At 61.3% G+C, this 25,001-nt stretch carries 23 protein-coding genes and 1 tRNA gene; 13 read left to right on the top strand and 11 right to left on the bottom strand.

Annotated features, from left to right (window positions below):
* Positions 1-237: 237 nt before the first annotated feature.
* The 3 genes from EXW71_RS11860 to EXW71_RS11850 form a co-directional block, all read right to left on the bottom strand.
* Positions 238-1,536, bottom strand: coding sequence for an NAD(P)/FAD-dependent oxidoreductase (locus EXW71_RS11860; protein ID WP_134658751.1), 1,299 nt, complete (start codon positions 1,534-1,536; stop codon positions 238-240).
* A gap of 60 nt (positions 1,537-1,596) precedes the next feature.
* Positions 1,597-1,770, bottom strand: coding sequence for a DUF3094 family protein (locus tag EXW71_RS11855; protein WP_090366854.1), 174 nt, complete (start codon positions 1,768-1,770; stop codon positions 1,597-1,599).
* Positions 1,771-1,859: 89 nt separating this feature from the next.
* Complete coding sequence (locus EXW71_RS11850) at positions 1,860-2,489, bottom strand: DUF1780 domain-containing protein (protein ID WP_053254334.1); 630 nt, start codon at positions 2,487-2,489, stop codon at positions 1,860-1,862.
* Positions 2,490-2,618: 129 nt separating this feature from the next.
* Between EXW71_RS11850 and EXW71_RS11845 the strand changes: the two genes are divergently transcribed.
* Entirely contained in the window at positions 2,619-3,308 is a 690-nt protein-coding gene (locus tag EXW71_RS11845) for an energy-coupling factor ABC transporter permease (protein WP_134658749.1), read from the top strand.
* A 65-nt stretch (positions 3,309-3,373) separates the two neighbouring features.
* Positions 3,374-3,589: a hypothetical protein gene (locus EXW71_RS11840; RefSeq protein WP_134658747.1), complete on the top strand. Its 216-nt coding sequence runs from the start codon at positions 3,374-3,376 to the stop codon at positions 3,587-3,589.
* On the opposite strand, the gene yacG is transcribed toward EXW71_RS11840, so the two are convergent.
* Genes yacG through EXW71_RS11820 form a run of 4 tightly spaced genes read right to left on the bottom strand, consistent with a single transcriptional unit; the run spans position 3,586 to position 6,474 of the window.
* The gene (yacG, locus tag EXW71_RS11835) at positions 3,586-3,786 is read right to left on the bottom strand and encodes a DNA gyrase inhibitor YacG (RefSeq protein WP_123714520.1); all 201 of its coding nucleotides are present in this window, start codon (positions 3,784-3,786) and stop codon (positions 3,586-3,588) included. The genes EXW71_RS11840 and yacG overlap by 4 nt on opposite strands.
* Complete coding sequence (gene coaE, locus EXW71_RS11830; protein ID WP_123714521.1) at positions 3,783-4,406, bottom strand: dephospho-CoA kinase; 624 nt, start codon at positions 4,404-4,406, stop codon at positions 3,783-3,785. The genes yacG and coaE overlap by 4 nt, the downstream gene beginning before the upstream one ends.
* Positions 4,403-5,269 (bottom strand): A24 family peptidase, encoded by an 867-nt coding sequence (locus tag EXW71_RS11825; RefSeq protein WP_134658745.1) that lies wholly within the window; start codon positions 5,267-5,269, stop codon positions 4,403-4,405. The genes coaE and EXW71_RS11825 overlap by 4 nt, the downstream gene beginning before the upstream one ends.
* A complete protein-coding gene (locus tag EXW71_RS11820; protein WP_134658743.1) occupies positions 5,266-6,474 on the bottom strand; it encodes a type II secretion system F family protein in 1,209 nt (402 codons plus the stop codon). The genes EXW71_RS11825 and EXW71_RS11820 overlap by 4 nt, the downstream gene beginning before the upstream one ends.
* 203 nt (positions 6,475-6,677) lie before the next feature.
* Between EXW71_RS11820 and EXW71_RS11815 the strand changes: the two genes are divergently transcribed.
* The 3 genes from EXW71_RS11815 (at position 6,678) to EXW71_RS11805 (ending at position 7,684) form a co-directional block, all read left to right on the top strand.
* Positions 6,678-7,091, top strand: coding sequence for a pilin (locus EXW71_RS11815; protein WP_123714524.1), 414 nt, complete (start codon positions 6,678-6,680; stop codon positions 7,089-7,091).
* A gap of 64 nt (positions 7,092-7,155) precedes the next feature.
* Positions 7,156-7,228: transfer RNA gene (locus EXW71_RS11810), tRNA-Thr, on the top strand.
* A gap of 150 nt (positions 7,229-7,378) precedes the next feature.
* Positions 7,379-7,684 carry a DUF6388 family protein gene (locus tag EXW71_RS11805; protein ID WP_123714525.1) on the top strand — a complete coding sequence of 102 codons (306 nt, stop codon included), beginning with the start codon at positions 7,379-7,381 and terminating at the stop codon, positions 7,682-7,684.
* Between the two features lie 49 nt (positions 7,685-7,733).
* Here EXW71_RS11805 and nadC read toward each other — a convergent pair whose 3' ends face one another.
* A complete protein-coding gene (gene nadC, locus EXW71_RS11800) occupies positions 7,734-8,582 on the bottom strand; it encodes a carboxylating nicotinate-nucleotide diphosphorylase (protein ID WP_090366842.1) in 849 nt (282 codons plus the stop codon).
* A 247-nt stretch (positions 8,583-8,829) separates the two neighbouring features.
* Here nadC and EXW71_RS11795 point away from each other — a divergent pair, with 247 nt between their 5' ends.
* From EXW71_RS11795 to EXW71_RS11780, 4 genes are all read left to right on the top strand, one after another.
* Entirely contained in the window at positions 8,830-10,986 is a 2,157-nt protein-coding gene (locus EXW71_RS11795; protein ID WP_134658741.1) for a DUF1631 domain-containing protein, read from the top strand.
* Positions 10,987-11,047: 61 nt separating this feature from the next.
* The gene (gene ampD, locus EXW71_RS11790) at positions 11,048-11,611 is read left to right on the top strand and encodes a 1,6-anhydro-N-acetylmuramyl-L-alanine amidase AmpD (protein WP_123714528.1); all 564 of its coding nucleotides are present in this window, start codon (positions 11,048-11,050) and stop codon (positions 11,609-11,611) included.
* Positions 11,608-12,444: a regulatory signaling modulator protein AmpE gene (gene ampE, locus EXW71_RS11785; protein ID WP_123714529.1), complete on the top strand. Its 837-nt coding sequence runs from the start codon at positions 11,608-11,610 to the stop codon at positions 12,442-12,444. Before ampD ends, ampE begins: the two co-directional genes overlap by 4 nt.
* A 198-nt stretch (positions 12,445-12,642) precedes the next feature.
* Positions 12,643-13,071 carry a hypothetical protein gene (locus tag EXW71_RS11780; RefSeq protein WP_134658739.1) on the top strand — a complete coding sequence of 143 codons (429 nt, stop codon included), beginning with the start codon at positions 12,643-12,645 and terminating at the stop codon, positions 13,069-13,071.
* Here the strand turns inward: EXW71_RS11780 and EXW71_RS11775 are convergent.
* Together EXW71_RS11775 and cra are read right to left on the bottom strand one after the other, a co-directional pair.
* A complete protein-coding gene (locus EXW71_RS11775; protein WP_134658737.1) occupies positions 13,000-13,794 on the bottom strand; it encodes a TatD family hydrolase in 795 nt (264 codons plus the stop codon). The two genes, EXW71_RS11780 and EXW71_RS11775, sit on opposite strands and share 72 nt — an antisense overlap.
* A gap of 2 nt (positions 13,795-13,796) precedes the next feature.
* The gene (gene cra, locus EXW71_RS11770) at positions 13,797-14,792 is read right to left on the bottom strand and encodes a catabolite repressor/activator (RefSeq protein ID WP_134658735.1); all 996 of its coding nucleotides are present in this window, start codon (positions 14,790-14,792) and stop codon (positions 13,797-13,799) included.
* Between the two features lie 294 nt (positions 14,793-15,086).
* Between cra and ptsP the strand changes: the two genes are divergently transcribed.
* The 4 genes from ptsP to EXW71_RS11750 all read left to right on the top strand — a co-directional run bounded on the left by ptsP (position 15,087) and on the right by EXW71_RS11750 (position 22,253).
* Positions 15,087-17,945, top strand: a complete 2,859-nt coding sequence (gene ptsP, locus EXW71_RS11765; protein WP_134658733.1) for a phosphoenolpyruvate--protein phosphotransferase — start codon at positions 15,087-15,089, stop codon at positions 17,943-17,945.
* Positions 17,946-18,866 carry a 1-phosphofructokinase gene (pfkB, locus tag EXW71_RS11760; RefSeq protein ID WP_134658731.1) on the top strand — a complete coding sequence of 307 codons (921 nt, stop codon included), beginning with the start codon at positions 17,946-17,948 and terminating at the stop codon, positions 18,864-18,866.
* An 11-nt stretch (positions 18,867-18,877) separates the two neighbouring features.
* Positions 18,878-20,581: a PTS fructose-like transporter subunit IIB gene (locus tag EXW71_RS11755; RefSeq protein ID WP_134658729.1), complete on the top strand. Its 1,704-nt coding sequence runs from the start codon at positions 18,878-18,880 to the stop codon at positions 20,579-20,581.
* A gap of 124 nt (positions 20,582-20,705) precedes the next feature.
* Entirely contained in the window at positions 20,706-22,253 is a 1,548-nt protein-coding gene (locus tag EXW71_RS11750) for an alkaline phosphatase (RefSeq protein ID WP_134658727.1), read from the top strand.
* Positions 22,254-22,465: 212 nt separating this feature from the next.
* Here EXW71_RS11750 and EXW71_RS11740 read toward each other — a convergent pair whose 3' ends face one another.
* Complete coding sequence (locus tag EXW71_RS11740) at positions 22,466-24,997, bottom strand: sulfite reductase flavoprotein subunit alpha (protein ID WP_134658723.1); 2,532 nt, start codon at positions 24,995-24,997, stop codon at positions 22,466-22,468.
* Positions 24,998-25,001: the final 4 nt, after the last annotated feature.

Here is a 25,001-nt window from a genome sequence, read left to right as displayed (position 1 = left end):
CGTTGGTGGTGAAGGTACGTCCAAGTCTGGTGCCCCATCCAGTTAGGAATAGGTACGGACTTGATAGCTAAATGCTATCAATTTGAGCGGGGCGTATTCTTGATCGATGGCCGTGGCAGGGACGGTGGTTACCGCTCTCACCGCCAGATCGAAGCCTCTTGGGCTGGGCGCCGGTCGCTACTCAGGCAAAAAAATCCCCCTATCGAACGATAGGGGGATTTTTTACGCCGGCATTAATCAGTGCAGCTTGAGCCTCGGCTCGGTACCACGTCCGATCTTGCTGCCGAGCATCAGCATCGCTGTGCGGAAGAAGCCGTACAGAGCCATCTGGTGCATGCGGTACAGCGACACGTAGAACATCCGCGCCAGCCAGCCTTCCAGCATGACGCTGCCGGTCAGGTTGCCCATCAAGTTACCCACGGCGGAAAAGCGCGACAGCGAGATCAGCGAGCCGTAGTCAGTGTACTTGTACGACGGCAGATCCTTGCCTTCGATCCGCAGCTTCAAAGACTTGGCCAGCAACGAGGCCTGCTGGTGAGCCGCTTGGGCCCGAGGTGGCACATTGCGGTCGGTGCCCGGTTGCGGGCACGCGGCGCAGTCACCGAACGCGAAGATATTCTCGTCGCGGGTGGTTTGCAGCGTCGGCAGCACTTGCAGTTGGTTGATCCGGTTGGTTTCCAGGCCATCGATATCCTTGAGGAAACCGGGGGCGCGAATACCGGCGGCCCATACCTTCAGGCTGGCCGGAATCACCTGGCCGCTGCTGGTGATCAGGGCATCTGCCGTCACTTCGCTGACCGTCGAGTTGGTCAGCACGGTCACCCCGAGTTTCTCCAGGGTTTTATGCACAGGCGCGCTGATTCGCTCCGGCAGTGCGGGCAAGACTTTCGGTCCGGCTTCGATCAAGGTGATGTGCATGTTTTCCGGTTTGATGCGGTCCAGGCCGTAGGCCGCCAGCTCGTGGGCGGCATTGTGCAGCTCGGCGGCCAGTTCAACCCCGGTGGCACCGGCGCCGACGATAGCGACGCTGATTTTTTCTTCCACATCGGTCTGGCCTGCGTGGGCGCGCAAATAGTGGTTGAGCAACTGCTGATGGAAGCGCTCGGCCTGCTTACGGGTGTCGAGGAACAGGCAGTGTTGCGCCGCGCCCTCGGTGCCGAAGTCATTGGTGGTACTGCCCACTGCGATCACCAGGGTGTCGTAGCTCAGCACGCGCGCAGGCACCAGCTCACGGCCTTCTTCATCGAGGGTGGCGGCCAGCTGAATCTTCTTCTGTTCACGATCGAGCCCGCTCATGCGCCCCAGCTGGAACTCGAAGTGGTTCCATTTGGCTTGGGCGACATAATTGAGTTCGTCTTCCGAAGAGTTCAGCGAGCCGGCAGCCACTTCGTGCAGCAGCGGTTTCCAGATATGGGTCAGGTTGGCATCGGCCAATGTGATGCTGGCGATGCCGCGCTTGCCCAGAGTCTTACCCAGGCGGGTAGCCAACTCCAGGCCGCCGGCACCGCCGCCGACGATAATAATACGATGGGTCATGGGGATATCTCGCAAGGCTAAAAGAAATCGGAGCAGTCACCCCCGCGAGCGCCAGGCAGCTCATAGCGTGAGGTAACTCAAAAGGCGGCTCAGCAAACCGAGCCCGATCACCGCCACCAGCACCACACCAAGGAGCAGCCACGGCCGGAAAGGCTTGCGCTCGACTTGGTTCTGGGAGAGTTGCAGGTACTCTTCGACATGCTGTTGGTCATCGGGGTTCAGGCGGCTGGTCATAAAGGCCTCGTCAGGTAGACGTTGCAAAAGGGCGCCACGTTACAGTCAGGGGATTGGCGGCATCGCCACAAGCGTAGCCTGTGCCCGTGTCACAGGCTGATGCCCACGTCGAATACTATGCTGCGACCCAGGTTGTTACGCAAGAAATCCGGTGCGTCCGGATGGGCGAACAGCACCCGTGCGAAGGTCGGCCCCACCAACGACAGCGAACGCCAGCCCTGGCGCAGGTATTCGGTGGGCGGTGGGAAGTGGCTGTTGAGGTCCAGTACTTCACGTTTGAGGCTGGTGAACGCAATCAAGTCCAGCTCGCCGAGGTCCATGCCGCGTTCTTTGTAGTTATGGGCTTTCTTGCGCAAGGTGGGGGCCAGGCGCAGCAGAAACTCATGGGCGGGAATGCGTCGCGGCTTGGCCTCGCGCCGAACCAGCTGGCTCAGGGAAAACGCACTGCGCCGGCGCAGTAGCTCATCGCGCCATTCGTCGTTCAGGCGTCGGCCTTCGTCCAGAACAAAAAAGACCTCGAAACTGGCGTCGCGAAACAGTACGTCCGGCGGCTCTTGCCCGGCAGGGTGAAACTCTTCAGCCCGGTAGGGCACATTCAAGCCTTGCAGCAGGCGCTGGCAGACCCAACGCTCACGCTCCCATTTGCGGGCATTGGACAAGAATGCATTGGCTTGTTCGGCCGCTACGGTGAGCAGGCGCAAATAATCTGAATCATCCATGTCTGCAGCTTAGCGTTCAAATGATGACCACAGGAAGTCTTGCTTTAAAACAGCGGTGTAGACTGGTCACTCGACAGTGACCCCAGGGATGACATGCGTCATGAGGCTATTTGCAGCAGGAGTATCCCCGTGATCGGCGCAGCGGTCTTGGCGCCGGCAACCCTCGGCTTCGGCTGGCTGTTGTACGCGCCTTTGGTGCTGTGGGCGGTCCTGCGTTCGCCTTGGGTCGAGCTGTTCGCTGATCGCCGGCGCCAGCATTTACTGTTCGGTACGGTGTTTGCGCTGTTCATGCTGTGGCTGGTGCGTCGGGATTTCGACACGGGGGTTTCCTATCACTTTATCGGCATGACCGCCGTGACCCTGTTGCTCGACTGGCCCTTGGCAATCGTCGGTGGCCTTGCCGCGCAAATGGGCCTGGTATTGTTGGGGCGCCAGGATCTGGCCGCCGTTGGCATCAATGGCATGTTGTTGATCGTACTGCCGGTGCTGGTCACCGAGGGCTGCGCGCTGCTGGTGGAGCGAGCACAGCCGCGTAACCCTTTTGTGTATATCTTTTGCTCGGGCTTTTTCGCCGCAGCGCTATCGGCGTTGCTCTGCCTGTTGGCCGCGTTGGGCCTGTTGTGGTTCGACGGCCGTTTTGCGATGCCGGAATGGCTGGAGGACTTCGTCGGTTACTTATGGCTGATCATCTTCCCCGAAGCATTTATCAACGGCATGGTGATCAGTGCCCTGGTGGTGTTCAGCCCTGAATGGCTGGAGACTTTCAACCGCACCCGCTACCTCTCGGCACCTTGGAAGGATGACGATCCGCAGCGTTGACCCAGATCAAATCGCGGGCAATCCGGCGGGCCCATGCTCTGCACAATTTTCCAGGAGCACGGATCATGAGTGTGTATGAGTGGGCACGGCAGGAGTTGCGCAGAAGCCAGGACGCGGCACAGGAAATCGGTTTTGACCCGGGATTGACCCTGCGTGCCATGCTCAGTGCGGTGGTGCAACAGAGCAAGGGCGTGCGCACTTTCGAAGACCTGGCCGACGAGCTGCAATACCTTGCAGAGAGCCTCGACGACCAGCAGGAATACGCTTTTATGCGGCCTTAGTGGCGCGGCTGCAGGTCTTCGGAGAACAGTTCGTCTTCGGCATCCGGGGCCACGGGAATCTTGTGTTCTTCGGCCGCCCAGGCACCCAGGTCGATAAGCTTGCAGCGGTCCGAGCAGAACGGTCGGTTGGGGTTGGTCGTCTTCCATTCCACGGGTGCACCGCAGGTTGGGCATTCGACGGTCAAGGGTTGGCTCATGATCGGCCTCCACGCAAAGTAAGGTAAAAGTGGTGCAATCGCTCGACCTCGCTGTGCAGCCAGGCGAGGTCCTGGTCATTGACCAGCACGTCATCGGCATGGTTCAGGCGGTCTTCACGGCTGGACTGGGCCTTGAGAATCGCCTGCACCTGCTGTTCGCTGATGCCGTCGCGCTGCAGGGTACGCTGAATCTGCAGCGATTGCGGCACGTCGATCACCAGGATGCGCTGGGTCATGCTGTACTGGCCGGACTCGATCAGCAGCGGTGACACCAGGATCGCATAGGGCGATTGCGCACGCGCCAGGTGGCTGCGAATCTCCTCGCCAATCAGTGGGTGCAGCAAAGCTTCCAGCCAGAGGCGTTCTTCAGGAACTTCAAAGATCAGTTTACGCAACGCGGCGCGATCCAATTGGCCGTCGGGCAGCAGCACGCCGGTACCGAAGTGTTCGGTGATGCGCGCCAGTGCCGGCCGGCCGGGCTCGACGACCCAGCGGGCGGCATGGTCGGCGTCTACCAGGTCGATGCCGAGGTCGATAAAGTGCTGGGCAGCGGCGCTTTTGCCGCTGCCTATGCCGCCGGTGAGGCCAAGAATCCAGGGTGTTTCGACAGAAGTGGTCATCTGAAACCGACAGACTGCAAATAGAAGTCTGTTATTTGACCACCCCAAAGCAATGCAATCCAGCCGGCAATCGCCAGGCAAGGACCAAATGGCATCGGCGTCGATACCCGGGACTTGCGCAAATGCATCAGCATCAGCCCGGCAAACACCCCCAGCAGCGACGCCATCAGCAGCGTCATCGGCAGAATCTGCCAACCACCCCAGGCGCCGAGCATGGCCAGTAATTTGAAATCGCCATGGCCCATGCCGTCCTTGCCGGTGATCAGCTTGAACAGCCAGAACACCGTCCACAGGCTCATATAGCCCATGACTGCTCCCCACAGCGCATCGGGCAGTGTCGCCAGCAAGGCGGTACTGTTGAGGATCAGGCCTAGCCATAACAGTGGCAGCACGAGCACGTCCGGCAACAGTTGATGATCCGCATCGATCAGGCTCATGGCCAGTAAGCCCCAACTCAGCACCATCGCTGCACCGGCCTGCCAGCCGAAACCAAAGTGCCACGCAGTGGCGGCCGAAATGAGGGCGCAGGCCAGCTCGGTAAACGGGTAGCGGGCGCTGATGGGCTCGCGGCAATGGGCGCAACGTCCCCTGAGCATCAAGTAGCTGAGCAGCGGGATATTTTCCCAGGGACGAATCGTTTGATTGCAGTGCGGGCAGCAGGAGTTGGGGCGCATCAGGTTGTAGGCAGGCCCGACAGGCGCAGCCGGCAGCCCGAGGACTTCATTGGCCTGGGCACGCCATTCCCGTTCGAGCATTTTCGGCAGGCGCCACACCAACACATTGAGGAAGCTGCCGACGATCAGGCCCAGCATCAGCGCGGTTGCAACGAAGGCCCATGGGCGTTCAGCGAACAGCATGCTCAAAATGCACTCCCCAATTGGAAGACCGGCAGATACATGGCGATGACGAGCGCACCGACAATACCGCCCAGCACCACCATGATCAGCGGCTCCATCAGGCTGGTGAGGTTATCGACCAAGTGGTCCACATCGGCCTCGTAGTGGCTCGCGACTTTTTCCAGCATGCCGTCCAGCGTGCCGGACTCTTCACCGATGGCCGTCATCTGGATCGCCATGCCTGGAAACAAACCGCTGGCGGCCATGGAGTGGTTCAGTTGCATGCCTGTGGATACATCGTGGCGCATACGTTCGATCGCCTCTTTGAAGGGGCCGATGCCGACGGCGCCGGCTGCCGAGCTCAATGCCTGCACCAGAGGCACGCCTGCTGCAAACGTAGTCGAGAGGGTGCGGGCATAGCGGGCGATGGCGGACTTCTTCAGCAGTGTGTCTGCCAGCGGCAGTTTCAACAAACCCGCTTCCAGCTTGTGACGAAAGCCAGGGGAGGCCCGGTAGGCCAGGCGTAGCCCGGCAATCGTCGCGCCCAGGCCCAGTGCCACTAACCACCAGGCGCGCTGCAGGAACTCGGACAGGGCAATGACCCACAGGGTAAAGCCGGGCAATGGGCTGTCGACGCCCGCGAACAGGTTCTGGAACTGCGGCACCACATGAATCAGCAGCAGTGTACTGACCAGGCTGGCAACCACCAGTATCGCGATAGGGTAGGTCATGGCTTTCTTGATCCTGGCCTTGAGCCGTTCGCTTTTTTCAAGATGGATTGCCACTCGCTCCAGCAGGGTTTCCAGGGCGCCGGCCTGTTCGCCGGCGGCAACCAGGTTGCAATACAACTCATTGAAACAGCGCGGGTGCTTGCGCAGCGCGGCAGCCAGATTGCTGCCGGCGGCGATCTCGTGTTTCAGCCCCTCGACCAATTCGCGCAGTTGTCGGTTTTCGACACCTTCCCGGATGACGTCGAATGCTTGCAGCAAGGGGATGCCAGCCTTGAGCAGCGTCGCCAGTTGACGAGTGAACAGCGCAATATCGGTGGGTTTTATTGCAGGAGCGAGCATTGGCAAGCCTTGGGCTTGCTTACGCACATGATCGAGGCAGATCCCTTGTTGGCGCAGTTGGGCCTTGATCTGCGCAAGGTCATGGCCGACTGTTTTTCCGGTCACCCTGCGCCCTTTGCGGTTGATGCCTTCCCAGGCGTAGATCGTCGAAGCGTCGTTCATGTCACGGTTCCGCACACAGGTAGTGGAAGCTTTATAGCTTAGTCAGGTGACGGATTCGGGCATGAAGCAGGTGAGCGATAAAATGTCAGAATGTGCGTCTTGGGCGCGATTGGCCGCTTACGGATGAGTACACTGGCGCCGCTGCAAAATGCAGGGCGCAGGAAGCGCCTTGTCTTGGGTTCTATCTCTGGAGAGTGAATGTGATGCGTCAGAAAGGCTTTACCTTGATCGAGTTGCTGATCGTCGTGGCGATCATCGGCATTTTGGCAACCATCGGTCTGCCCATGTATACAAAGCACCAGGCCAAGGCCAAGTTCACGGCAGGCCTGGCTGAAATCAGTGCATTGAAGGCTGGCTTCGAGGACACCCTCAACCAAGGCACCGTGCCGACGCTGGCGTTGATCGGTGGTACCAGTCCTACCGCCAACTGCAAGATCGACGTGGCTGGCGATGTGGCCACCGGTGCCGGTTCCATCCGTTGTGAAATCCTGGATGCACCTGCGCCCGTGCTGGGCAAGAGCATCACTTTGACGCGCAGTGCCACCACGGGCTGGAAGTGTGCCACCACGGCTGACGCGCAATACATCGCCAAGGGCTGCGGCACCGACGGCGCGTAACGGTTGCCGGGCGGTAGGCGAGTGAGTTGCCGCATGCCCGATGCGGTGCTAGCTTTAGTCCACCGCCCGTGTAGCTCAGCCGGTAGAGCAGCGCACTCGTAACGCGAAGGTCGCAGGTTCGATTCCTGTCTCGGGCAAAAAGGCAACACTGTTTCAAAGGCAACGTTTTCAGATGATCCCAGAATGGTTCTGAAGGCCAGACGAGTCGGCACTCCTGCCGACTTATCAGTATCTGCGCGACCTTGATGACCCAGATGCATCCCCATTCCTCGATCTAAGAGAACAACATGACCACGACTGAGATGACCCAGGAAGTTCGGCACCAGGCAGCCCTCGAAAAATACCTCGAGGAGTCACCGCAGCTTAAAGAAGAGATCAAGGATTTGAGTGCTGATGACCAGCGCGACCAGATCCAGTGGGCATTCGAGGACGAGGCTGAAAGCCAGGGCTATCAGCCCTGGGAACTGACCCTCAAGTACACCTCTACACCGGAAGAGTTCGAAGCCGCACGGCTGGCCTTGCACAAAGAGGCGGCCGAGGTGCTGGGTGTCGAATGGGAAGAGTATTGCGAGATGAATAATCTCGTCGTCTGACAGTACAGTGCAGTGAGCGGGCTTGCCCCCGCTCACTGCTGCATTTGAGTCAGATGCTGAGGCGCATCGACAAATCCACCGCCTTCACATCCTTGGTCATCGCGCCGATGGAGATGTAGTCCACTCCGGTTTCAGCGATAGGCAGCAGGGTGCTTTCATTGATCCCGCCGCTGGCCTCCAGCTTGGCCTTGCCGGCGTTCAGTCGCACAGCTTCGCGCATGTCATCCAGGCTCAATTCGTCGAGCATGATGATATCGGCATTCGCCGCCAGTGCTTCACGCAGTTCTTCCAGGCTTTCCACTTCGATTTCCACCGGCTTGCCTGGGGCGATCTTGTGGGCGGCCGTAATCGCCTGGGCAATGCCGCCACAGGCAGCGATATGGTTTTCCTTGATCAGGAACGCGTCATACAGACCAATACGGTGGTTGTGGCAGCCGCCACAGGTCACAGCGTATTTCTGCGCCAGGCGCAGGCCCGGCAAGGTTTTGCGGGTGTCGAGCAACTTGACCTGGGTGCTGGCGACGAAATCCGCCAGGTACTGAGCCCGCGTGGCCACGCCAGACAGCATTTGCAGAAAGTTCAGCGCGCAGCGCTCACCGCTGAGCAGCGAGCGCGCCGGGCCTTCGAGATGAAACAACGCTTGGTTGGGGCTGACGCGATCACCATCGGCGACCTGCCAATGCACCGCGACGCGCGGGTCGAGCTGGCGGAACACCGCGTCTACCCAGGCGGTACCGGCGATAACCGCCGCATCACGAGTAATGATCGTGGCTTTGGCCAGCCGTTCGGCCGGGATCAATTGCGCGGTGATATCGCCGCTGCCGATATCTTCCAGCAGTGCGCGGCGCACATTGGCTTCGATTTCGGCGGTGAGGTCGGCAAGACGGAGATTCGGCATAACGGGCTCCACAAACAAAGTGCATGGATTATAGGGGCAGCGGGCGTCTGAACCCAGACTCGCTACTCATTTGCCATGCAATGGCAGAGTTTGCTGGCGCAAGTGCCCTCATTTGCAAGATAATCCAGCGCCTTGCAATTGGCGTCATAGCTTTGACGTATTGGTGATACCCGGGGTAATTGCAGCGCCCGTCCAGGCCTGCCCTCGATATTTCTCCATTTAAACACCGCCGTTTCAGGAGGCCAGGATGCACAATGACGGAAAGGTGGTGCCCATCAACAAGGCACAGGCCACGCCATCGCCGCTCGCGCGCCTGCCGGTGGTGTTACTGCAGGTGCGTGACAAAGCTGCGCAACAGTTGCAACAAGGGTTGCAGGAACTGTTCGATAACGCAGACGACACCCTGTTCGAGATGGCCGACAAGGCCCGCAATAACGTCGACCATCACATTTTCTTTGAGGCCATGCGTGACCTGCGCCTCAAGCGCAAGAGTTTCGAGCGCGTCTTCATGGAGCAGCTTTTTGCAGCCTTCGCCAATCTGGGACAGGTTGGGCGCGGTGACGTGCACCTGGTGCCGAGGGTGTCATACGAAGCCGGCGCCGGTAAGTCCAGTGATGAGCGGGAAAAAGCCGTGGCGCTGGAGGCCATGTTGGGGCGCGTGCGCCACCGTGACGGCCTGGCGCTGGGGCAACTGACGGCCCGTTTGAGTGCTTTGCTGGGGCAGCCGCTGGATGAGCGTGAAAACCCGTTAGGCCCGGCATTGTTATGCGAATTCTTTTTGCGGGCGGGGCGCAGCCTGGGGGTGGAGATCCGCGTCAAGCTGATCATTCTCAAACTCTTTGAAAAGTATGTGCTCAGTGACGCTGACCTGTTGTACGGCGAAGCTAATCAACTGTTGGTCGCCACCGGCGTATTGCCGGAGCTCAAGGCTATACCCTCGCGCCGCTCCGGCGGGCGGGCGTCCCGTGACCATCAGCGCGAGGAACGCTCGCTGGCCACCGAGCCGGTGTTAGATGACAGTGGTCAGGAAGCCTTTGCCGCTTTGCAGACGCTGCTGGCGGCCGTGCGTGGCAGTGTCGCTCCTACCCTTGAAGCCAGCGCCGAACCGCAACCGATTGCCTCCCGCGACCTGCTGCGTCTGCTTTCTCACCTGCAGCAATACGTACCGGAACCTGAGGCCGAAGACGATTTTGACCTGCGTAACCAGCTTGAGCAGCTGTTGACCCGGGTCAGCGTCAAGAGCGGCAAATCCCGCGTGGTGGAGGATGCCGACGAGGACGTGATCAACCTGGTCGCGCTGCTGTTCGAATACATCCTTAATGACCGCATCGTGCCTGATGCCTTCAAGGCGCTGATCGGTCGTTTGCAGATCCCGATGCTGAAAGTGGCGGTGCTGGACAAGAGCTTTTTCAGCCGTACCAGCCATCCGGCACGACGCTTGCTCAATGAAATAGCCGCCGCCGCCATGAGCTGGAGCCCTCGGGATGACTATCAGCGCGACAGCCTGTACCTGCACATCGAGCAGGTGGTGCAGCGGTTGCTGAATGATTTCGTTGACGACATGACGATTTTTTCCGAGTTGCTGGCGCAGTTCACTGCGTTTATCACGGATGAGCGCCGCCGCAGCGAGCTGCTCGAACAACACACCTATGTGGCCGAAGAAGGGCGTTTGCGCGCCGAAGCCGCTCGCCAGCGTGTGGCCGAGGTGCTCAACCGACGGTTACTGGGCAAGGTGTTGCCCCAGGCGGTGGTGCAATTTATCCAACAGGCTTGGAGCCAGGTACTGCTGCTGGCCAATCTCAAGCACGGGGAGCAGTCGGTCCAATGGCAGGCGGGGCTGCGCACCATGGACGAACTGATCTGGAGCGTGGGCCTGCAGAAAGACACCGAGGCCGGTCGTCATCTGCTGGAACAGTTGCCCGGGCTGCTCAAGGCACTGCGCGACGGTCTGACCAGTGCCGCGTTCGATCCCTTCAGCACCCGTGAATTCTTTGATCGGTTGCAAGCCATGCATGTGCAGTCATTCGGTGGCGAAGGCTTCGAGACACTGATTGAGGTGCGCGAGCCCTTCGTGTTCGGTTCCGCAGCGTCTGATCCGGTCGTGAGCCTGCCCAATGACGACCCGGACCTGCTCAAGGTCTATCAGTTGCGGATGGGTAGTTGGTTCGAATTCCAGACCGACAAAACCACTACCTTGCGCTGTAAGCTCACGGCGATCATGGCGCCGACCAATAGCTACATTTTTGTCAATCGCTCCGGGCTCAAGGTCCTGGAGAAGAGTGCAGCGCAATTGGCCATGGCCTTCAAGCAGGGTGTGCTGCGCACGTTGGACGACGGCTTGCTGTTTGATCGGGCGTTGGCATCGGTGATCGGCAACCTGCGTCAACTCAATCGCGGCAAGTGATCGCAACGGCAGGGCTGAACGCGGCATACTGGTAACACCTCGTCTCATTTAAGGAGCCAGTATGCAGTTGGACCCCGCCAGCGGTTGGTGCCAGGGCATCCTTCATTGCCCTTCACCCAACTTCAACGAGCGCCCTGCTGGTGAAATCTCGCTGTTGGTGGTGCATAACATCAGCTTGCCACCGGCGCAGTTCGCCACAGGCAAGGTGCAAGCGTTTTTCCAGAACCGCCTGGATGTCACGGAGCATCCCTATTTTGAAGGGATTGCCGCCCTACGAGTGTCTGCGCATTTTCTGATTGAGCGTGACGGCACGGTGACGCAATTTGTCTCGTGCCGTGATCGGGCGTGGCATGCCGGGGTTTCCAGCTTCGAGGGGCGTGAGGTCTGCAATGACTTTTCCCTGGGGATCGAATTGGAGGGAACGGACGAGCTGCCATTTACCGATGCCCAGTATGCTTCGCTGATCGAGCTGACACGCCAGTTATTGGCGGCTTACCCCGACATAACGCAGCAGCGTATTTGTGGTCATAGCGATATCGCACCGGGCCGCAAGACCGACCCCGGCCCGGCTTTTGATTGGACGCGCTTTCGCAGCGCCCTGCAGGATGGAGGACACGCACGATGAGTTTCCTGGTGTTGGTGCTGGCGGTGTGGATCGAGAAGTTCTCGGCCCTGCGCCAGCGGTTGCAACGTGATGGCGGTTGGTTGCGTGAGCTGGCCAAGTTGGAGTCGAGCCCACGCATGGGCAAGCGGCCCTGGCTGATTCTGCTGTTGCTGGTGCTGTTGCCAGTGCTGTTGCTGGCATTGTTGCTGCTGGTGCTGGAGCCGGTTGCTTACGGCTTGTTGGCATTGCCGGTGCACTTGCTGGTGGTGATCTACAGCCTGGGGCGTGGCGATCTGCTGGCGCAGCTTGGACCTTTTCGCGATGCCTGGCGCCGCGGTGACCTGCAGGCCGCCGAGCACGTGGCCGAGCGTGACCTGAAGATCGGCGCAGACAGTGGCGAGCAATTGCTGGAACGGGTTCAAGGGCACTTGCTCTGGCAGGCTTATCAGAGCTTTTTTGCGGTGATTTTCTGGTATTTCCTGTTGGGCCCGGTGGCGGCGTTGGCCTATCGCTTGCTGGCGCTGGCAAACGAAAACAGCCAGAACCCGTTGGTGGCCGAGCGCGCCGGGCAATTGCGGCATGCGTTTGACTGGGTACCGGTACGCCTGCTGGCGGCCAGTTTTGCTCTGGTCGGCAACTTCGTCGCGGTCAGCCGGGTGATGCTCCACGAGTTGTTGAGTTGGGATATCAGCGCTGCGCAACTGCTGGAGAAAGTCGGCCTGGTGGCCGCGGAAATCCCTGCGCCCGTAGTGGGCGCCGACGGTCTCAGCAGCCTGGACAGCTTGTGGGAACTGCTGTTGCGCGCCGCCGTGTTGTGGTACGCCGGGTTTGCCATCTGGACCGTGTTGCCTTAGCGCCCCTGCGAACCGACCGTGGTCGACGCAGGTGATCGAGCTGAAGCAATTGATCGGTGCGTTTCGCGTGTAGGAAGTTTGTGTGGGAACAAGCTTTTTACGGCGTGGTGCTTGTCTGGTTTTTCCTATTGGCCTTCATTGTGATGTGAAACGGTGAGAATTTGTATCACCTAGTAACGATCTCGTGGAGGCACTGCCATGAACGCTGTCATCGGCATCAAAGGGCATTGTGCACAGTGTGATATGACGTTCGAGCTCAAGCCTTGGCAGTTGAATGCCATTGCCATCGATGAGCCCTTTGGCTGCAGGTATTGTCACTCGTGCTTGCAGCTGTGTTGCCATAAGCAGTTACGTCAATTCCGAGCATTGGACCATTGGGCGCTGGTTCGTCCCGGCATGGTCATTCTGACGTGTACGACCTTGCTGATGGCGCTGGTTGCGGAGTGGGTGGGGCTGCTCAGTGTGATCGGGCAGTTCAATATCTCACTGGTGACGGTGTTGGTGCACTGCCTGATCGTGCGTTACGCCCGCCACCGGCAGAAGATGACCTTGAATCTACAGGCCATCAGTTCGCGGCCAATTGAACAGCTCACAGGCGTTGCGGGTGCTCGCCTCGGCCAGGTTTGACGCTTCGATGCCCATGCGTTCAGCCAGGGCGACGCAGATGTCCGGCAAGTGTTGCGGGCTGTTGCGCTGGCCTGGGTACATGGCCGGGGCCATATCCGGCGAGTCTGTTTCGAGCACTACCGCCTCAAGAGGCAGTTGAGCGAGCACCTTGTGCATGCGCAGTGCCTGGGGCCAGGTAGCTGCGCCGCCCAGCCCGAGTTTGAAACCGAGTTTGATGTACTCGCGGGCCTCTTCAGCGCTGCCGGCGAACGCATGGATGATGCCGCCTCGTGGCAGGCGAATGCGCTTGAGCGTGGCGATCACCGCCGCGTGGCTGCGACGTACGTGCAGCAAGGCCGGAAGCTGGAAGTCCAGCGCCAGTTTCAGTTGGGCTTCGAACAGGCTTTGCTGACGTTCGCGATCCAGCTGTTCAAGGAAGTAATCCAGGCCGATCTCGCCGACGGCGCACAGCTGCCGGTGGCCGTGCAGGCGGGTCAGCCAGTCGCCCAGCTCCGTCAGATCGGCGGGGCGGTGTTCATCGAGATACACCGGATGCAGGCCGAAGGCGGCGAATAAGCCCTCATCCGTTTGCACCAGATCCCACAACCGTTGCCAATTCTGCTGATACACGCCCAACACCACCATGCGCTGCACGCCGAGATGGCGGCTGTGGGTGAGGACTTCCCGGCGGTCATCATCGAAATCCGGAAAATCCAGGTGGGTGTGGGTGTCGATCAGCTTCACGTTCAAGCCTCGTGAATGCGCTGCTTGAAGGTACGCCCGATGGCATGCACGCCAGGCTGATACTGCTCTTCTTCAATCGCCGCCAGTGCCAGGCGCAGGGCGGTATCGGCGATCAATTGATGTTGTTGAGCCATGGCATTGACCGGCAATGGCAGGAAGTCCAACAACTGGGTGTCACCGAAGGTGCCCAGGCGCAATGGCCGGGACCGGAGGGGGAAGTCATGCAGCGCGTCGAACACACCTTGCAGCAGCACGTAGGAAGTAGTCACCAGCGCGTCAGGCAAATGGCCCAAGCGCTGCAGCAGTTGTTCCATCAACTGGCGACCGCAATCGCGGCTGAAGGACTCGCCGTGTTCGACGATCACGTCACCGGCAAAACCTTCAAGTGCTTCACCAAAGCCCGCGGCGCGTTCCTGGCTGATGCCTAACTCCGGGCGCGCGCCGATCAGCGCGATCTGCTTGGGCAACGGCAGCAACAGGCTGCTGGTCAACTGCTGGCAGGCCTTGCGGTCGTCGCTGACCACCGAGCAGAACTGCGCAGGCTCCATCACCCGGTCGATGGCGATCACCGGCAAGCCCTTGGCTTGCAGCTCGCGATAACTGTCGTCGCCGGCCGGCAGGCAACTGGCGACAAACAACGCATCGCAGCGCCGCGCGCGGAACAGTTGCAGCAATTGGCGTTCGCTGTCGGCTTCGTCGTCGGAACTGGCGATCAGCAACTGATACCCCCGTGCCCGCGCGCCTTGCTCCAGCAGCTTGGCGATGCGTGCGTAGCTGGGGTTTTCCAGGTCCGGCAGGATGAAGCCCAAGGTGCGCGTATGCCGGCTGCGCAGCCCGGCGGCCTGGGGGTTGGGAGTAAAACCATGGGCTTCAACCACGGCACGCACCCGCTCGACGGTGGCGTTGCTGATGCGCTGCTGTTCGGCCTTGCCATTGATGACATAGCTGGCGGTGGTTACGGACACACCGGCCAGGCGTGCAATATCACTGAGTTTCAAACCGGGATTTCCTTGTTTTTTGGAGCTCGCCCCGACATTTTGTCCAATCCTAACCGATTCCGGCGCACGACCCATGCCTGAGCTCAAGTGCCGAGTGGTCCTTCAAGCTTGCGCAATTACCGCGTAACCTGCCATAAATTCTAGATTAAACGTTTCAGCTGGCGTATTTTTACGACGTTCGTGACTAAGTGGCTACTGCCAATTGACCACTCAGTCAGTTATTTTTGAACACCCTTGCGCTGATTTATTCAAAACAATACCTAGTGCACCCCTTGCACTAACTAGGAGAACGGCATGCTGGAGCTCACTGTAGAGCAGATATCCATGGGCCAGGTGGCTGTGGATAAATCTGCCGCCTTGCATTTGCTTGCTGACAAATTGGTGGCCGATGGCCTGGTCGCCGAGGGCTACCTCAGTGGCTTGCAAGGCCGTGAAGCCCAAGGCTCGACGTTTCTTGGCCAAGGCATCGCCATTCCCCACGGTACTCCCGAAACCCGCGACCAGGTGTTTTCCACCGGCGTGCGCCTGTTGCAGTTCCCCGAAGGGGTGGACTGGGGCGACGGCCAGATCGTTTACCTGGCGATCGGCATCGCGGCCAAATCCGATGAGCACCTGCGCTTGCTGCAACTGCTGACCCGTGCCCTCGGCGAGACCGACCTGGGCCAGGCGCTGCGTCGCGCCGGTTCCGCCGACGCCTTGTTGAAGCTGCTGCAAGGCGCGCCGCAGGAACTGGCACTGGATGCACAGATGATCAGCCTGGGCGTGTCCGCCGATGATTTTGAAGAGTTGGTTTGGCGCGGCGCCCGCCTGTTGCGCCAGGCCGATTGTGTGAGCAATGGTTTCGCCGCGGTATTGCAGCAAGTCGACGCGCTGCCCCTGGGCGATGGCCTCTGGTGGCTGCACAGCGAGCAGACGGTCAAGCGCCCCGGCCTGGCGTTTGTCACCCCGGACAAACCCATGCGCTACCTTGGGCAGCCGCTTAACGGTCTGTTCTGCCTGGCGAGCCTGGGCGAAGCGCACCAGACGTTGCTGGAGCGCCTGTGTGCGTTGTTGATTGAAGGTCGTGGCCACGAGTTGGGCCGCGCCACCAGCAGCCGTGCAGTGCTCGAAGTCCTCGGCGGCGAACTGCCTGCCGACTGGCCCAGCGCGCGTATTACCCTGGCCAATGCCCACGGCCTGCATGCGCGTCCGGCCAAGATCCTCGCGCAATTGGCGAAAAGCTTCGACGGCGATATCCGCGTACGCATTATCGATGGCCCTGTGGGCGCCGTGTCGGTGAAAAGCCTGAGCAAGTTGTTGAGCCTGGGCGCCCGCCGTGGCCAGGTATTGGAATTTGTCGCCGAGCCGACGATTGCCGATGATGCGCTGCCTGCCTTGCTGGCGGCGGTAGAAGAAGGCCTTGGCGAAGAGGTCGAGCCTCTGCCGACGGTGAGCGCCCAACCGGCAATACCCGACAGTGAACCAGTGCTCAATGCGCCCCTGTCCGGCAGTCAGATCCAGGCCATTGCTGCCGCCCCCGGCATCGCCATCGGCCCGGCCCATATCCAGATCCAGCAAGTGTTCGATTACCCATTGCGCGGCGAATCTTCCGCCATTGAACGCCAGCGCCTGCAACTGGCCCTGGCCGACGTACGCCGCGATATCCAAGGGTTGATTGAACGCAGCCAGGCCAAGGCCATCCGCGAAATTTTCATCACCCATCAGGAAATGCTCGACGACCCGGAGTTGACCGACGAAGTCGACACCCGCCTCAAGCAGGGCGAGAGCGCGCAAGCGGCGTGGATGAGCGTGATTGAAGCGGCCGCCAAGCAGCAGGAGTCGTTGCAGGACGCCTTGCTGGCGGAGCGCGCCGCCGACCTGCGGGATATCGGCCGCCGTGTGCTGGCGCAGTTATGTGGCGTGGAAACCGCACAGGAGCCGAATGAACCCTACATTCTGGTGATGGACGAAGTGGGGCCTTCGGATGTGGCGCGCCTCGATCCATCGCGCGTCGCCGGTATCCTGACCGCCCGTGGTGGTGCTACGGCCCACAGCGCCATTGTCGCGCGAGCGCTGGGCATCCCCGCGCTGGTGGGGGCCGGGCCGGCAGTATTGCTGCTGGCGTCCGGCACGTCGTTGTTGCTTGACGGCCAGCGCGGCCGCCTGCATATCGACCCCGACGCCAGCACCCTGCAACGTGCTGTCGTCGAGCGCGACACCCGCGAACAGCGCTTGCAAGCTGCCTCGGCCCAGCGCCATCAACCGGCGCTGACCCGCGACGGCCATGGGGTTGAAGTGTTCGCCAATATCGGCGAAAGCGCCGGGGTGGCCAGTGCGGTGGAGCAGGGTGCCGAAGGCATTGGCCTGCTGCGCACCGAGCTGATTTTCATGGCTCACCCGCAGGCGCCGGATGAAGCCACCCAGGAAGCTGAATATCGCCGCGTGCTCGATGGCCTCGATGGTCGCCCGCTGGTGGTGCGCACCCTCGATGTAGGGGGGGATAAACCGCTGCCCTATTGGCCGATTGCCGAGGAAGAAAACCCCTTCCTGGGTGTGCGCGGTATTCGCCTGACCTTGCAGCGGCCGCAGATCATGGAAGCCCAGTTGCGTGCGTTGCTGCGCTCGGCGGACAACCGCCCGTTGCGCATCATGTTCCCCATGGTCGGCAGCGTGGACGAGTGGCGTGCAGCGCGAGATATGACCGAGCGCCTGCGCCTGGAAATCCCGGTGGCGGATTTGCAGCTGGGCATCATGATCGAAGTGCCGTCCGCCGCGTTGCTGGCACCGGTGCTGGCCAAGGAGGTGGATTTCTTCAGTGTCGGCACCAACGACCTGACCCAGTACACCCTGGCTATTGACCGTGGCCACCCGACGCTGTCGGCCCAGGCTGATGGCTTGCATCCGGCCGTATTGCAACTGATCGACATCACCGTGCGTGCCGCGCATGCCCAGGGCAAATGGGTCGGCGTGTGCGGTGAGTTGGCGGCGGACCCGCTGGCGGTGCCGGTGCTGATCGGTTTGGGTGTGGATGAATTGAGCGTATCGGCCCGCAGCATTCCTGAAGTGAAGGCACGGGTGCGGGAGTTCAGTCTGAGCGAGGCCCAGGGCCTGGCGCAAAAAGCACTCGCGCTGGGTTCGCCCGCCGAGGTGCGTGCCCTTGTGGAGGCCGTGTAAATGGCAAAGATTCTGACCCTGACGCTGAACCCGGCGTTGGACCTTACGGTGCGCCTGGCGCGTCTGGAGCCGGGTGCCGTCAACCGCAGCGAGCCGCTGCTCACCCACGCTGCCGGCAAGGGGGTGAATGTCGCCCAGGTCCTGGCCGATCTGGGCCATCAGGTCACCGTCGGTGGCTTTCTCGGCGAGGACAACCCCCAGGCTTTCGAAGCGCTGATTGCGCGGCGCGGTTTTGCCGATGCGTTTATCCGCGTGCCGGGTGAAACCCGCAGCAATATCAAGATTGCCGAACAGGACGGCCGCGTCACTGATATCAACGCGCCGGGGCCGCAGGTCAGCGAGCAGGCACAGTTGGCGTTGCTCAATCAGCTTGCGTTGATTGCGCCCGGCCATGATGCCGTGGTCGTTGCCGGCAGTTTGCCGCGTGGCGTCAGTGCGCAGTGGTTCCAAGGCGTGCTGGCAACCCTGAAGGACCTCGGCTTGAAAGTCGCCCTGGACACCAGTGGCGAAGCCCTGCGCGCCGGCTTGCAGGCAGGCCCGTGGCTGGTCAAACCCAACACTGAAGAGCTCGCCGAAGCCCTGGATAACGCCGCCGACGCCGTCAGCCGCCTGCATCGGCAAGGCGTGGAACATGTGGTGGTGTCCGATGGCGCTGCCGGCGTGAACTGGTATCGCCCGGGCGTGGCATTGCACGCCACGCCGCCCAAGGTCAGCGTTGCCAGTACCGTCGGTGCTGGCGACTCGCTGTTGGCCGGCATGCTGCACGGTTTGCTCAGCGGCGAGGCCCCCGAGCAGACCCTGCGCCGCGCCACCGCGATTGCCGCCATGGCGGTGACGCAGATCGGTTTCGGCATCAGCGATGACGCGCTGTTGGCGCGTATGGAAAGCGGCGTCGACGTGCGCGCGCTGACAGAACAATAAGAGGGTTTGTGATGAAGTTAGCCATTGTTACCGCCTGCCCGAACGGCATGGTCACCAGTGTGCTGTGCGCTCGCTTGTTGGACGCCGCCGCGCAGCGCCAGGGTTGGAGCACCAGCGTCGAGGTGGTGGACGTCGCACGCCCGGAGCGGCAGTTGTCCCAGGCCACCATCGATGCCGCCGAGTGGGTGCTGCTGGTCAGCAGCACGCCGGTGGACATGCAGCGGTTTGTCGGCAAGCGCGTGTTTCAAAGCACACCTGCCCAAGCGCTGGCGGATGTTGAAGCGGTATTGCGCCTGGGTGCCGAAGAGGCCCAAGTGTATGTCGCAGCGCAGCAGGCGGCTAAAAACACACCGCGTATCGTCGCGATTACCGCGTGCCCCACGGGCGTCGCCCACACCTTCATGGCCGCCGAGGCCTTGCAGCAGACAGCCAAGCGCTTGGGGTATGACTTGCAGGTCGAGACCCAGGGGTCGGTGGGCGCTCGCACGCCCTTGAGCCCGGAAGCTATCGCCAATGCCGACGTGGTGTTACTCGCGGCGGACATCGAAGTCGCTACCGAGCGCTTCGCCGGCAAGAAGATCTACCGCTGCGGCACCGGCATTGCGCTCAAGCAATCGGAGGCAACCCTCAATAAGGCCCTGGCCGAAGGCGCTGTGGAAAATGCAGCCAGTGGCACGGTCGCCAAGCAGGAAAAAACCGGGGTGTACAAACACCTGCTCACCGGGGTGTCGTTCATGTTGCCGATGGTGGTGGCGGGCGGATTGCTGATCGCCTTGTCCTTCGTGTTCGGCATCCATGCCTTTGAAGAAAAAGGCACCCTGGCCTCGGCCCTGAAGATCGTCGGCGACCAGGCCTTCATGCTGATGGTGCCGCTGCTGGCGGGCTACATCGCCTACTCGATTGCCGACCGCCCAGGCCTGGCGCCCGGCATGATCGGAGGCTTGCTGGCGGGCACCTTGGGCGCCGGGTTTATCGGTGGCATCCTCGCCGGTTTCCTGGCCGGTTACTGCGTCAAGTTGATCACCCGCGCGGTACAGCTGCCACAGAGCCTGGAGGCGCTCAAGCCGATCCTGATCATTCCGTTGCTGGCCAGTCTGTTTACCGGGTTGGCGATGATTTATCTGGTAGGCCCTCCGGTGGCGCGGATGCTCACCGGCCTGACCGACTTCCTCAGCACCATGGGCACCACTAACGCGGTACTTCTGGGCATTCTGCTGGGCGGCATGATGTGCGTGGACCTCGGCGGGCCGATCAACAAGGCGGCGTATGCGTTTTCCGTTGGGTTGTTGGCGGCACAGAGCGGTGCGCCCATGGCCGCGACGATGGCCGCAGGCATGGTGCCACCGATCGGCATGGGCATCGCTACGTTTCTGGCGCGACGCAAGTTCGTCCAGACCGAGCGCGAAGCCGGCAAGGCCGCCATGATTCTAGGCTTGTGCTTTATCTCTGAAGGCGCGATTCCGTTCGCCGCCAAAGACCCGCTGCGGGTGATCCCGTCGAGCATCGCCGGCGGCGCCTTGACCGGTGCGCTGTCGATGTACTTCGGCTGCAAACTCGCCGCGCCGCACGGCGGCCTGTTCGTGCTGGTGATCCCGAACGCGATGAACCATGCGTTGCTGTACTTGCTGGCGATTGTGGCCGGCAGCCTGCTGACAGGTTTGATCTATGCGCTGATCAAGCGCCCTGAAGCTGTGGAGCTGGCTGTAACGGCCTGATCCGGTAAAGAATGTGGAAGGGGGAGCTTCCACATTCGATATCTCCCGTTCTTGAAGGCGGTGTCACAACGGTTTCATCCCCGCGTGGTTAATTGGCCCTTTTGATACTCAAGAGGGCACCTGCATGAGCCACTTCAATCTCGGCCGTCGCCGTGTGATGCAAGCCGTCGGCGCCGGCATTCTACTGCCGGGCCTGGCCCCGGCGGTGATTGCTTCGGTAAAGGACCGGCCGCAACTCACCGACGGTGTGCAGTCCGGCGACCTGCTCGGCGACCGCGCAATGATCTGGAGCCGCAGCGACCGCCCCGCCAGGATGGTGGTGGAGTGGGACACTCGCAGTGTGTTCAGCAACCCTCGCCGTTTTGTTTCCCCTCTGGCCGACCAGCGCAGTGATTTTACCGCCCGTGTCGAACTCACCGGTTTGCCTGACGATCAGGCGATCTTTTACCGCGTGCACTTCGAGGATGCCCAGACCGGAGTCGCCAGCGAGCCCTGGTTCGGCCACCTGCGCAGCGTGCCGCAACAGCGTCGTGACATCCGTTTTGTATGGAGCGGCGATACCGTCGGCCAAGGCTTCGGCATCAACCCGGACATCGGCGGTATGCGCATCTATGAAGCCATGCGCCTGCGCCTGCCGGACTTTTTTATCCACAGCGGCGACACCATCTACGCCGACGGCCCGGTGCCGGCGCAACTCACCGTCGAGGACGGGCGCATCTGGCGCAACATCACCACTGAAGCCAAGAGCAAGGTCGCTGAAACCCTCGATGACTATCGCGGCAATTATCGTTACAACCTGATGGACGAAAACGTGCGCCGCTTCAATGCCGAGGTGCCGCAGATCTGGCAGTGGGACGATCACGAAGTGGTCAACAATTGGTCGCCGAGCAAGCAACTGGATGAGCGTTATCAGATCAAGGACATCAACACGCTGGTGGGGCGCGCACGCCAGGCCTGGCTGGAGTACTCACCGATGCGCCGACAGAGTGCCGACGGTGGCGGGCGCATTTATCGCAAGCTCAGCTATGGTCCTCTGCTGGATGTATTCGTATTGGATATGCGCAGTTATCGCGGGCCTAACGACGACAACCTGGGCGGCGAAAAAGCCTTTCTCGGACGCGAGCAATTGGATTGGCTCAAGCGTGAACTCAAGGGTTCGCAGGCACAGTGGAAAGTCATCGCCGCCGACATGCCCATCGGCCTCGGTGTGCCTGACGGCGAGGTCCGCCCAGGCGTGCCGCGTTGGGAAGCCATCGCCAACAATGACCCGGGGGCACCCCAAGGGCGTGAGTTGGAAATTGCCGAGTTGTTGGGCTTTTTAAGGGAGCAAAAGGTACGCAACCACGTGTGGCTGACCGCTGATGTGCATTACTGCGCGGCGCATCACTATCACCCGGATCGCGCGGCGTTCCAGGATTTCGAGCCGTTCTGGGAGTTTGTCGCCGGACCGTTGAACGCGGGGAGTTTCGGGCCTAACCCACTGGACAAGACGTTCGGCCCCGAGGTGGTTTTCCAAAAGGCCCCGGCAGTGCAGAACAGCTCGCCGTTCGCCGGCTTCCAGTTTTTTGGCGAGGTGCAGATTGATGGGCAGACGGCGGAGCTGACTGTGATTCTTCGCGATCTGGATGGGGTGTCAGTGTTCGAGCAGAAGCTGCAACCCGCTCAAGCGTAAGTGCCATCTGTAGGAGCGAGCTTGCTCGCGAAAAACGTCAACGATAACGCGTGTTGCCTGAACGAACGCGGCGCCTGTGAGTTTTTCGCGAGCAAGCTCACTCCTACAAAAAGCCTTAACTGGGCTGGGATTATGCAACCCGCCTGACTTCGAATGCAGCCGGGATTGTGGGAGGGGCTTGCTCCCACATTGATCTCCAGCGTTATCAGGGGTCAGTAGACATCCCGACGATAACGACCTTGCGCAATCAGGCGTTCCACTGCCTCACTGCCGAGCACGTCATGCAGCACGCGGTCCACGCCCGCTGCCATCCCCTGCAGACTGCCGCACACGTAGATGGCCGCGCCATCGGCCAGCCATTTGCGCAGGACGTCTGCCGACTCGCGCAGGCGGTCCTGCACGTAGATTTTCTCTTCCTGGTCCCGGGAAAACGCCAGGTCGAGCAGGGCCAGATCACCGCTGGCCAACCAGCCTTGCAGTTCATCCTGGCAGAGGAAGTCGTGCTTGATATTGCGCTCGCCGAACAGCAGCCAGTTACGCTGCTGGCCGTCGGCAATGCGCGCCTTGAGCAAGCTGCGCAGCCCCGCCAGGCCGGTGCCATTACCCAGCAATATCAGCGGCACCGGTGTGTCTGGCAGGTGGAAGCCGCTGTTGCGACGCAGGCGCAGGCTGATGCCCGAGCCGATCGCTGCGTGTTCGGTCAGCCAGCCGCTCGCCAGGCCCAGGCTGCCGTCGGGGTGACGTTCCTGGCGCACGATCAGCTCCAGCACGCCATCGCTGGCAATCGAGGCGATGGAGTATTCGCGCATGCCCAGCGGCACCAGCGCGTTCACCAGCGCCTGGGCGTGCAGGCCGACCAGATGCGCGCGATGGGTCGGCAGTTGGCGGCTGGCCAGGGCTTGGTCGAGGGGTTGCGTCAAACCGTCGATGACCACGGCGTCGCTGCCGGTCAGGCCCAGGCCTTCAAGGAAATGTTCGACCGCACGCGGGCAGTTGCGCGGCAGCACTTCCACCAGGTCACCCGCCAGCCAGCTTTGCGGCGAAGGGGGGGTAAGGCCGAGCAGGTAAATATCGGCGCCGACGCTGCCGCGGTTGAGCAGGGTGCGTTGGCCGAGGGTCCAGTTCTCATACGGTGCTGCCTGCCAGGCCGCTGCAGGCGTATGGCCGGTGAGTTGGCCCAGTTGTTGTTGCCAGGTCGACAGGGCTGCGGTGTCGCCGCTGTCGACTTCCACCGGGGCAAACAAGGCATTGCCGCCCTGATGGGTCAGCCAGAAGTGCAGGCGACGGGCAAAGCCGCAGAAATGTTCATATTGACGATCGCCCAGGGCCAGCACCGAGTAGTTCAAGCCTTTGAGGGACACGTCCTGGCCGAGCACGCTGCGCTCAAAACCACGGGCGCTGTCTGGCGCTTCACCGTCACCGAAGGTACTGACCACGAACAGTGCATTTTCCGACTGGCTCAAATCGCTTTGGCTGACGCTGCCCAAAGGCTGCACCTTCACCGGCAACCCTGCGGCCTGCAATTGCCCGGCTGTTTGCCATGCAAGTTGTTCGGCAAAGCCACTCTGGCTGGCAAAGCCGATCAACCAGGCCGGCGCGCTGCCCGGGTTGGCGCCCTGGCTCAGGCCCTGGCGTGCATCGCGCACCTGGCGTTTTTTGCGGCGACGGTCGAGGTACAGCAGCCAGCCCGTGATAAAAAACAGCGGCATCAACAGCGAGCTCACGGTGAGGATGATCCTGCCGGTCAGGCCGAAGTAGCTGCCGGTGTGCAACGCGTAGATGCTGGTGAGCCATTGGGACTTGAGAGTCTTGGTGGCGTACTGCTCGTGGGATTTGACCTCGCCGGTGGTCGGGTCCAGGTTGATCTGGTTCAACGCCTGGTTGTGGGGCGATGAGTCGAGCAGGTAGTAGACGATGGCCGGTTGCCCTGCGACGGCCGGCATACGGATGTTGTAAGCGCTCAAGCCGGGGCCGGCATTGGCGTAGATGCTGCTCCAGATGGCGTCGTAGTTGGCCACCGGGGCCGGGCCTTCGGGCGGCGGCCCACGTTTGCGCATCCGCTCGTTATGCGGGGCGTCTGACAGCAGGTTGGTCAGCCCCTGCCGGTACCAATCGTAGGACCAATACAAGCCGGTCAGCGCCGAAAACAGATAGAACAACAGGCACCAGGTGCCGAACACCGAGTGCAGGTCCCAGTTGAAACTGCGACCCTTTTTGCCCCAGTCCAATGTCAGCCAGGCACGCCAATTCGCGACTTGGCGCGGCCAGCGCAGGTACAGGCCGGAGAGGCAGAAGAACACCAGGATCAGCGTGCAGGCGCCGGTGATGTTGCGCCCGGTTTCGCCCATGGCGAGGAAGCGGTGCAGTTGCAGAATGAAGCCGAGGACGTCCTGGCCGACGGCATCGTCCCTGTAGTCGCCGGTGTAGGGGTCGAAGTAACGCATCTGGCCACGCCGCTCGCCCGGCGGCGGGGTGAAGAATACGCGTGCGGCATTGCCGCTTTCGATTTCCACCCACAACATCGACACGGTCTTGCCTTCGCGGGCTTCGAGCTTGCGTACCAGCTCTGCGGGCGGCAACACGCCAGCCTCGCGTTTTTCCACGCTCAGTACCGTGGGGTTGAGCGCCCGCAGGATTTCATCCTGAAACGACACCGCAGCCCCAGTAATCCCCATCAACGCCAGCACCAGCCCGGCCGTGATGCCGAAGAACCAGTGCAACTGAAACAGGGTTTTCTTCAACACGTCT

It is taken from the genome of Pseudomonas sp. BCA17 (genome assembly GCF_004519405.1).
Lineage (GTDB): Bacteria > Pseudomonadota > Gammaproteobacteria > Pseudomonadales > Pseudomonadaceae > Aquipseudomonas.
Note: the sequence above shows the minus strand (reverse complement) of the source record. Positions and strands in the feature narration are given on the sequence as shown.